Raw genomic sequence first — 9,281 nt, 5'->3', positions numbered from 1 at the left:
TATTTGGCTGGATGAAGGAAAAGCGGCGACTTTGTACTCGCTACGACAAGCTGGCAAAAAGTTACCGTGCCATGGTCACGCTGGCCTGCATCGAGCGCTGTTTACGGGTCTATTTTTCAGACAGAGCGTAGGGCGGGAGTCGACGCCGGAAGAGGTCGAGTTTCTGCGCCAGCCGGGCTCGTCGTTCTAGCCGCGAATCTTGGCTGAATCGTGGCTTTCAGCCTCAGCTCAGAATGAAGCCCACGCAGGCAGCGGTCGCCAGCCCCATCACGCCGTTGAAGACGCGCCAGGCGCGGGGTGTCTTCAATCGTCTGCCGATCGCCATGCCGAAGCCGGCCCAGAGCGAGATGCAGGGAAAGGCGATCAGCTCCATGAACAGCGACAGGATCGCGGCATTGACCAGCAGGGAACCATCGCTCGGCATGAAGCCGGCGATCAGCGCGATGCCCATCACCCATGCCTTAGGATTGACGAACTGGAACACCGCCGCCTGCCAGGCGGTCAGCGGTCGTGCCCCTTCTCTGGCTGCCAAGTCCGGCGGTGGCGCGGTGGCGATCTTCCATGCCAGATAGAGCAGATAGACGGCACCGACGATCCTGAGCGCCTGCTGCACGACCGGGAAGCGCTCGAACAGCACGCCGAGGCCCAGCGCCACGGCCATGAACAGCACGAAACAGCCCGCCATGATGCCGAAGATATGCGGCAGCGTGCGGCGATAGCCGTATAGCGCGCCGGACGCGGTCAGCATCACGTTGTTGGGGCCGGGCGTGCCGGACATCGAAATCGAGAACAGCGCCACCGAGAACCACCAGGCCAGCGAGGTCATTTACCACCCCCTGGCGTTTCCGCCCAGGTCAGCGTGAAGCGGCGATTTCGCGCGCCGCGATTCTTGATGCTGGCGACCTGGATCGCGCCGATCTCGGCGGTCGAGGCGACGTGCGTGCCGCCGCAGGGCTGGTAGTCGACATCACCGATGCGAACCATGCGGATCTCGCCGGCGCCACGGGGCGGTGCCACCGACATCGTCTTGACCAGCTCGGGCCGGGCATCGAGCTCCGCTTCGCTGATCCATTCGCTGGTGACCGGATAGTCGGCGGCAATCAGGGCGTTGAGGCGTTCGGTCAGCTCGTCCTTATCGAAGCTGGCGTCGCCCAGGTCGAAATCGAGCCGGCCACGCTCGGCGCCGATGCTGCCGCCGGTCACGCCATGGGGCACGACCACGGAGAGCAGATGCAGCGCGGTGTGCATGCGCATGTGGGCATGGCGCCGCGCCCAGTCGATCTGCTGGGTGACGCTCTGGCCGACTTCCAGCCGGTATTCCCGTGCATCCGCCGGATCGAGCAGATGATGCACCTCGCCATTGTCGCCTTTGCGCGTATCGCGCACCGCCAGGGTACGGCCGTCGGCGGTGATGAACACACCCTGATCGCCCGGCTGGCCGCCACCGTGGGGATAGAACAGCGTGGCATCCGTGACCACCACACCGTCGTCGCCAATCGCCCCTGTCGTTGACAACACGGTCGCCAGGTTTTCACGGGCGTAGGGCAGTTCGCGGAACGTCAGCACGGTAGACATCGGATACCTCTCCAGGAAGTCGTTTTCCAAAATTGTATGGGTTCAATTTATTGACACAGCGATTAATCTTCCGAACAATCCGAGCATAAACCCACCGTTTCTTCGGTCAACTCGATTTTTGTCACCATGACAATCTGGATACCTACACTCCCCGGTCAGGGTCCGCGCTATCGCGAACTGGCCGATGCCATCGCCGCCGCCACGGCCAGCGGCGAACTGCCGGCGGGCGCCAAGCTACCGCCCCAGCGCCGGCTGGCGGACGCGCTCGGCGTCACCGTCGGTACGATCACACGCGCCTACGCGCTTGCCGAACAGCGAGGTATCGTCAGCGCAAGAGTCGGCAGCGGCACCTACGTGCGCGACAGTCAGCCGCGGACCGAGCCCTTCAATCATGTCCGACAGACCCCGCCCGAGAGCGACATGATCGATCTCAGCCTGTCGCTGCCGCCTGCGCATCCCGAGCGCGAGGCCGCACTAGGGCGGGCAATGCAGGCGATCCAGCACGATCCTGCCAGCCTGCGTGCGGCGATCGACTACCAGCCGGAGCAGGGCCAGACGGGCCAGCGGGAGATCTTCGCCGACTGGCTCACCCAGTCTGGCCGGCCGGTCTCGGCGGACGAGCTGCTGATCGATCAGGGCGGAATGCACGGCATCTATCTCAGCCTTAGCGCGCTGCTGGCGCCGGGCGAACGGCTGGCCGCCGAACGCCTGACCTACCCTGGTCTGATCAGCGCGCTGCAGCAGCTCTCGCTCAAGAGTGTGGCGATTCCCCATGACGAGGAAGGCATCGATATCGACGCCCTGGCCAGAGCCTTCGACCAGCAGCCGTTTCGCGCGCTCTACGTGATGCCGGATTGCCATAACCCGACTACCGCACGGCTCAGCGAATCACGCCGTCGAGATCTCGTGACATTGGCGCGGGAGCGGCAGTTCTGGCTGATCGAGGACGAGGTCTACCAGCACCCGCATACCGAACCCGCGACGCCGCTCTACCAGTTGGCGCCAGAGCGCACCGTAACGCTGTTCTCGGTCGCCAAGCTGCTGGGTGGCGGCCTGCGTGTCGGCGCCCTGCGTGCGCCCAAAGCGTTGCACGGCCGCTTGACCGCCGCCCTTCGTGCCCAGAGCTGGATGCCGCCACCGTTGATGACCTCGCTGGTCTGCCACTGGATCGCCAGTGGCGATGCCGCCGCCCTGCTGGCGTGGCAGCGAGAGGAGCTGGCATGGCGCTTCGATCACGCCATGCAGAAGCTGGGAAGGTTCAAGCCGCGCGGTCAGCGCGGCGGCTTCTATCTATGGCTGCCGTTGCCCGGCGAGCTGCGCACCAGCCATGTGGTCGAACAGCTCGAGGTACGCCGGGTCACCGTCAGCAGTGCGGAAAGCTTCTGTCTCGGCAATGTCGCGGCGCCGCAGGCGATCCGCATCTGCATCAGCGCCGCCGAAAGTCGGGAGGCGCTGGATTGTGCGCTGGACATCATCGCCGAGACGCTGGGCAACCCGGACCCGATGCTGTGGCAGACGGTGTGAGCGAAGCTTCGATTTCGATCAGTAGCCCAGCGCCGTATCGACCCGATTCTGCAGCGGTTCGTCATCGAGGTAACGCTCGACGTTGGCGAAGAAGAAGCGCAGGCAGCGCGGCACGTAATCGGCGTCGTAGAGCCCGCTGTGCGGCGTGACGATCAGGCTGCGCGTGGTCCAGTAGGGCGAGTCCGCGGCCAGCGGCTCCTGGGGGAAGACATCCAGCACGGCGCCGCGCAGTTGCCCGGCTTCCAGCCGTTTCGCCAACGCCGCGACATCCAGCACCGGGCCGCGACCGATGTTGATCACGCCGCCACGGGCGGGCATCGCCGCCAGTTCCGCCTCGCCGACCACGTTGCGGGTCTCCGGCGTCAGCGGCAGCGTGATCAGCAGGAAGTCGGCGTCGGCCAGCGCGTCCTTCAACCGGCTCTGCGGCAGGCTGACATCGGCGAGCGGATGCGGCTTGCCCGAACGGCTGACGCCGATCACCTTCAGCTCAAGCCGCTTGGCCGCCTCGGCCGCCGCGCTGCCCAGCGCACCCATGCCCAGGATCACCACCGTCTTGCCGTCGATGGGTTCGATCGCGGTCTGCTCCCAGTGCTTCTCGCGCTGCTGGGTGACGAAATCCGGCAACCGGTTGTTGAGCATCAGCAGCGCGGTCATCGAGAACTCGCGGGCCCGCGCCTCGTGGTTGCCCTTGGCGTTGGTGACCAGCACATGGTCCGGCAGACGATCCAGCGGCACCCGGTCCACTCCCGCGCTGGTGATATGGATCCAGCGCAGTTTGGGCGCCCGCGCGGCGACGTCGGCGATATCCAGCGCCCCGACCAGAATCAGCACCTCCGCCGTCGCCAGCGCGGCATTGAGGGCGGCCTCGTCGTGGCTGAAGCTCAGCGCGATCCGCGACGACAGCCCCGCGAACTCGTTCAGAATGCCGAAGACGCGCTCGTCGGCGAAGTCCTTGGACTGCCGGAAATCGGGGTCGGTATAGATATGGATATCGAGAGCGGTGGACATGGGGCTCCTCGCGCGCGGTTCGCGGTGATGGGATCATGGAGGGCCGGATCGCCTACTGACCTGAGGTGATGAAATCCGGCCGTCATCCGATCCGACGGTTGTCGTGTGCAGATCGTGTTATATGAATATCGTATCGTCTGAAGATCGTGTTGTATGACGATTGGCGAACCCGCAGTGTTACCGTAAAACCCCATAGCCGGCAAATCATCGCCCGACGAACCGACGAGAACCGCGATCCACCCGTTCGGCGTCATGCCGTGCCGCCCGTGCCAAAACAACCGTCATGCCAAAGGAACCGTCATGCCCGTCCTGATCCGCCGCCCCTTCGTCTTCCTCCGCCACGGCCAGAGCACGCGCAATCTCGAACGCCGGATCGGCGGCCAGCACGATGTGGCGCTGACGCCGCAGGGAGAGGAAGAAGCCCGGCGTGCGCGGGCGCTACTGGGCGATATCGACTGGTCGCTGGTGGCCGCGAGTCCGCTGCAGCGCGCCTACCGCACCGCCGAACTGGCACTGGGCCGCGCGCCGGATCGTGTCGTCGACGGGCTGATGGAGCGCCACTGGGGCGAGCTGGAGGGTCAGGCGATTCCGGAAGCCATTCCCTACATGAGCACCCCGGCAGGCGGCGAGTCCTGGGAGGCGTTCGTCGAGCGCATCGCCGATACGCTCAACGCGCTGCTCGAGGAAGCCGACACCCCGCTGATCGTCGGCCACTCCGGGCTGGTGCGCGCCGTGCGCTGGTTGACCCACGGCACGCCTGCCGGCCCCCGCTCCGCCAACGCCGTGCCGCTATGGATCGCCCCGGAAGGCACAGAGAAATGGACGATTCGGGCGTTTACGCCTGCCGACTTGTCGTCGTTCTCATCGCAAGTCACCGCCTACCAGCGACAAACCTGATACGGAGCCTGACCTTTGTCATCCCATACCCTGAAGATCGCCGCCGCCATTATCGTCGATGACGAAGCGCGCCTGCTGCTTGTGCGCAAGCGTGGCAGTCGTTATTTCATGCAAGCCGGCGGCAAGATCGACACAGGCGAGACACCAGCGGAGGCGCTCGCTCGGGAAGTCAGCGAAGAACTCGGCGTGACGCTCACGAATTGGGAAGACCCCGTCGAAGCCAGCGCCGAAGCGGCCAACGAGGCGGATGTTTCGTCGAAGCCCATCTTTTCTGGGCAACGATCGAAGGCAACGTTGCCGCCGCTGCGGAAATCGAGGAGGTCTGCTGGGCGACTTTGGAACAGGCCAGGAGCCTTCCACTTGCCGCGCTGACCCGCGATGCCGTATTGCCCATTATCGAACAGCGTCTAAAGCGTGCCTGATTGCACGGAGTCAAGGAGGTCGCCGGAATTCATGTCCGACGCCCGGCTCAGGAGCTTGCAAGTCATTCCGGCCATAACCATGAGCTTGTCCTTCGCCTCATGCTGGTGCGGTTTCGTCTTCCACGACGCTAATATCGATCCGGTAATGCGCATGCGTGGAGAGGTTAACCAGCGCATCAAGACTGAACTTGCTGATTCGGCCCTTCAGCAAATCATTGACGCGAGGCTGAGTCAGCCCCAGGCGGCAGCCAGCTTCGGCCTGGCTTACGTTCCAGCTTTTTACCCGTTCGCCAAGAATCATCATCAGCTTGGACCGCAGACGCATGTTTGCCGCTTCCTCGGGGGTGTCCTCGATAGCATCCCAAATGCTTGCGAAACGCTCGTTGGCCATGTCTCTGTCCTCACTTTCATGCTGCTGTTCGCCAGTTGAAGACAAGTACGTCAACAGACGTAGCCTCTACTTTCGGCTTTTCGGGGGCTCGGGCGGCAGCTCTTTGAATCGTTGCTTGCCTAGCGCCAGATCCTTGGGAGCCGTCTTCTCGGTTTTCTTCTGGAAGCAGTGAAGGACATAGATAGCATCCTGTCGCTTCGCCGTAGCTCTCGATCTCTTCCAGGCCGTTGGTAAGAGCCTGGGCTGGAACATCTAGCGTGACTGCCAGGTAAACAACCGCAAGGTCATGCTTAAGGCAGGCGTGTCGTTCTAATCGGTGAGGGCGAGTAGGTGGAGCTGCCCATGCCAGCCATCGGACTGGCGAGTGGCAATCACCAGCGCATCGCGCTCATCGGCTGCCGCCAAGACGCCTTTCGCTGTCCAGAAGCCGCTTTTACCAATGGCCGCCATGCCGCCGGAAACGGCATTGTGGTTGGCCATACCCACCAGCATGCCGTGACGCTCGGCGGTTTGAGCCATCTGCTCGGTATCGGCGGCGTAGCCGCCCGCCGTGATCAATACGCCAGCGAGATAGACCGTGGCACCGAGCTCGGCGTACTGCTCGGCATGTTCGGGTGCATTGGTATCGGCGCAGATAGCGATGGCGACTCGCTCATTGTTGAAATCCAGCAGGCAGTACTCCGTACCGGGCTCGAAGACCGCCTCTTCCCCCGGATGGAGATGCCGCTTGGCATAGGTCGAGACCTCGCCGTTGGGAGAGACGATCAGCGCGCCTGCGCGGGGGCGTTCGACACCTGCCAGCGGTAGACCGACAACGATACCGACGCGATGGCGCACCGCCGCGTCGACGAGCGGCACCAGACGCGGATCCTCCGGCGCGAACGCAAGCTCTGCCACGAGTGCGGGCTCGTAGCCTATTAACGAGAGTTCGGGAAAGACCAGCAGCGTGACGCCGGCACTGGCTGCGGACTCAATAACGACGAGATGGCGCGCCAAGTTGGCCTCGAAATCGCCGGCGACCGAGCCGAACTGCGCCAGGCCAATGCTCAGCAGATCTCTGGTCATGCCTCCACCTCCACCGACCAGCTCAGCGATTCGCCGGCCTGATACGGTACGAAAGTGTTGTCGCCTTCGCCGACCGACTCGGCGACAGGTGTGGGTCGGCGCGTCAGCGTAGCCGTGCCTTCGTTGAGCGGCAGGTCGTAGAAGCGCGGGCCGTTCTCGGAACAGAAGGCTTCGAAGTGCTGGAGCGCACCTTCCTGCTCGAACACGTCGGCATAGACCGAGAGCGCGGCTTCGGCGTTGAACACGCCGGCGCAGCCGCAGGATGTCTCCTTGGCGGCGGTGACGTGGGGCGCGGAATCGGTGCCGAGGAAGAAGCGCGGGTGTCCGCTGGCGACGGCCTTTCGCAGCGCCTGCTGGTGCTCCTGACGCTTGAGGATCGGCAGGCAGTAGAGGTGCGGGCGGATGCCGCCGACCAGCATGTCGTTGCGGTTCTGGGCCAGGTGCTGTGGCGTCAGCGTGGCGCCCAGGAACTCGTCGCCTTCCAGTACGAACTGGGCCGCTTCCTTGGTGGTGATGTGCTCGAAGACCACCTTCAGCTCGGGGAACTGGCGGCGGATGTCGGTCATCACCTCGTCGATGAAATGCTTCTCGCGATCGAAGATGTCGATCTCGCCCCGGGTGACCTCGCCATGGATCAGCAGCGGCATGCCGATGCGCTGCATCACTTCCAGCAGCGGATAGACGTCGGTGATGCGCTTGACGCCGTGCTGGGAATTGGTGGTGGCGTTGGCCGGGTAGAGTTTGGCCGCGGTGAACAGGCCGTCGGCGTGGCCCTGTTCCAGCGTCTCGCGGGAAACGCTCTCGTTGAGATAGCAGGTCATCAGCGGGGTGAAGTCATGACCGGCTGGAATCGCCGCCAGAATCCGCTCGCGGTAGGCGCTGGCAGCTTCGATCGTGGTCACCGGCGGCACCAGGTTGGGCATGACGATGGCGCGGGCGAAGGTCTGGCTGGTGTAGGGGAGCACCGTCTCGAGCACCTCGCCGTCACGCAGGTGCAGGTGCCAGTCGTCGGGGCGGCGGATGCGAAGCGTGTCGGGCGAAGCGGTCATCGGGAACTCCTGGCAGTCGGTTGAGCGAATCGGCGCTCATGATACCAGAGACCGCCTCGCCGGCATTCGCTTCGCATCACGCCTAGGCGGACGCCTGGCGGCGGTTCCGGCGCAGCAGCAGCCACAGCGCCACGCAGCACAGCACCGCGACGAGCAGGTTGAACAGCAGCCCGGTCGTCTTGAGGCTGAGAACGCTGCCGACGAGGCCAATGCCCACGACCGGCAGCGAGATGGCGATATAGGCCACGAAGAAGAAGGTGGAGACGACGGCTGCCTTGTGCTCGTCGGGGCTGGCCGCCGTCACCGCGCCCATTCCGGCACGGAAAGCGATGCCCTGGCCGATGCCGGCCACGATCGCGCCGATGATGAATCCCGCCAGCTGCGCCGCGCCGATCCCCCAGGCGACGAAAAGCACGCCGACGAACAGCACCGCGCAGCCGATCGGCAGGCGGCGCGACTCGGGCAGTCGCCCCTGGAGCATCTGGCCGACCGTGGACGCAATGAACAGAAGCCCGGCCACGAAGCCGATCAACGCATGATTGGTATAGCCCAGCACCTTGCCCAGAAAGGCGGGGGTCACCGCGGTGAAGAAGCCGCACACCATGAAGCCGGCGAAGGCGGCGATGGCCGCCGGCACGAACACGCCTCGCACCTCGGCGGGCACCTTGAGTTTCTGCACCCGCAGGCGAATCCGCTCGGGGCGCTTCACGGTTTCCGGCGCGCACCAGATGCAGACCACCGCCACCAGCGCGAGCACCAGGTGGACGATATAGGGCAGCGCCAGCGGCATGGGGAAGAGCACCGCCAGCACGCCGGCCAGCATCGGCCCGAGGCCCAGACCGCCCATGTTGGCCGCGGTGGCGACGAGGGTGCCGACGCGCTGCCACGAATCCGGCACCAGCTCCATCACGGCGACGGTCGCCGTGCCGGTGAAGATGCCGGCGGAGACGCCCGACAGCACTCGCCCAGCCAGGATCATTCCCAGCCCGTCGGCGTGCCAGAACACCAGGTCGCTGAGGATCGACGCCGCCAGGCCGGCAAACAGCAGCGGTCGCCGCCCGAGCTGATCGGACCAGCGTCCGGTGATCAGCAGTGCCGCGATCACGCCGGCGGCGTAGACGGCGAAGATGATCGTGATCATCAACTGCGAGAAACCCAGCTGTTGCTGGTAGATCGGATAGAGCGGCGTCGGCAGCGTGGTGCCGATCATCGTCGCCGCGAAAGCCAGGGCAACCCCCAGAAATGGGCCGGCGCGGCGGGTTTCGGTAGCGTTCGAGGCGTTCATGGACGTCCTTGTCGGTTCGGCGCGGTCGCTGGCGGGAGCGAATGTAACGAATGGGGGAAGCAGTG

11 protein-coding genes and 1 pseudogene are annotated in these 9,281 nt (G+C 64.8%); 4 read left to right on the top strand and 8 right to left on the bottom strand.

Translation table 11 applies throughout. The features are described 5' to 3' along the window. Positions 1-131: pseudogene (locus tag R3F72_RS13825) on the top strand (IS5/IS1182 family transposase); the annotation flags it as partial. A gap of 92 nt (positions 132-223) precedes the next feature. Here R3F72_RS13825 and R3F72_RS13820 read toward each other — a convergent pair. Then, the gene (locus R3F72_RS13820) at positions 224-826 is read right to left on the bottom strand and encodes a LysE family translocator (RefSeq protein WP_332779933.1); all 603 of its coding nucleotides are present in this window, start codon (positions 824-826) and stop codon (positions 224-226) included. Beyond that, positions 823-1,575 (bottom strand): alanyl-tRNA editing protein, encoded by a 753-nt coding sequence (locus R3F72_RS13815; RefSeq protein WP_332779932.1) that lies wholly within the window; start codon positions 1,573-1,575, stop codon positions 823-825. The genes R3F72_RS13820 and R3F72_RS13815 overlap by 4 nt, the downstream gene beginning before the upstream one ends. A 126-nt stretch (positions 1,576-1,701) precedes the next feature. Here R3F72_RS13815 and R3F72_RS13810 point away from each other — a divergent pair, with 126 nt between their 5' ends. Next, positions 1,702-3,099 (top strand): aminotransferase-like domain-containing protein, encoded by a 1,398-nt coding sequence (locus R3F72_RS13810; protein WP_332779931.1) that lies wholly within the window; start codon positions 1,702-1,704, stop codon positions 3,097-3,099. Between the two features lie 18 nt (positions 3,100-3,117). Here R3F72_RS13810 and R3F72_RS13805 read toward each other — a convergent pair whose 3' ends face one another. Continuing rightward, positions 3,118-4,107: a D-2-hydroxyacid dehydrogenase gene (locus R3F72_RS13805; RefSeq protein ID WP_332779930.1), complete on the bottom strand. Its 990-nt coding sequence runs from the start codon at positions 4,105-4,107 to the stop codon at positions 3,118-3,120. Positions 4,108-4,407: 300 nt separating this feature from the next. On the opposite strand from R3F72_RS13805, the gene R3F72_RS13800 reads away from it, so the two are divergent. Beyond that, positions 4,408-5,004 (top strand): histidine phosphatase family protein, encoded by a 597-nt coding sequence (locus tag R3F72_RS13800; RefSeq protein ID WP_087720653.1) that lies wholly within the window; start codon positions 4,408-4,410, stop codon positions 5,002-5,004. Positions 5,005-5,019: 15 nt separating this feature from the next. Then, a complete protein-coding gene (locus R3F72_RS13795; RefSeq protein ID WP_256961360.1) occupies positions 5,020-5,376 on the top strand; it encodes an NUDIX domain-containing protein in 357 nt (118 codons plus the stop codon). 147 nt (positions 5,377-5,523) lie between these two features. Here R3F72_RS13795 and R3F72_RS13790 read toward each other — a convergent pair whose 3' ends face one another. From R3F72_RS13790 to R3F72_RS13770, 5 genes are all read right to left on the bottom strand, one after another. Further along, positions 5,524-5,817 carry a helix-turn-helix domain-containing protein gene (locus R3F72_RS13790; RefSeq protein ID WP_087720651.1) on the bottom strand — a complete coding sequence of 98 codons (294 nt, stop codon included), beginning with the start codon at positions 5,815-5,817 and terminating at the stop codon, positions 5,524-5,526. A 66-nt stretch (positions 5,818-5,883) separates the two neighbouring features. Continuing rightward, on the bottom strand, positions 5,884-6,069 hold the full coding sequence (locus R3F72_RS13785) for a type II toxin-antitoxin system RelE/ParE family toxin (RefSeq protein WP_087720649.1): 186 nt from the start codon (positions 6,067-6,069) through the stop codon (positions 5,884-5,886). 57 nt (positions 6,070-6,126) lie between these two features. Next, positions 6,127-6,882, bottom strand: coding sequence for a carbon-nitrogen hydrolase family protein (locus tag R3F72_RS13780; RefSeq protein WP_087720648.1), 756 nt, complete (start codon positions 6,880-6,882; stop codon positions 6,127-6,129). After that, entirely contained in the window at positions 6,879-7,931 is a 1,053-nt protein-coding gene (gene pyrC, locus R3F72_RS13775; RefSeq protein WP_087720647.1) for a dihydroorotase, read from the bottom strand. The genes R3F72_RS13780 and pyrC overlap by 4 nt, the downstream gene beginning before the upstream one ends. Before the next feature lie 82 nt (positions 7,932-8,013). Next, positions 8,014-9,216, bottom strand: a complete 1,203-nt coding sequence (locus R3F72_RS13770) for an MFS transporter (protein ID WP_332779929.1) — start codon at positions 9,214-9,216, stop codon at positions 8,014-8,016. Positions 9,217-9,281 lie beyond the last annotated feature (65 nt).

This window comes from Salinicola sp. 4072 (assembly GCF_036663415.1).
GTDB classification, from domain to species: domain Bacteria; phylum Pseudomonadota; class Gammaproteobacteria; order Pseudomonadales; family Halomonadaceae; genus Salinicola; species Salinicola salarius_A.
This window is presented reverse-complemented; position numbering and strand designations above follow the sequence as displayed.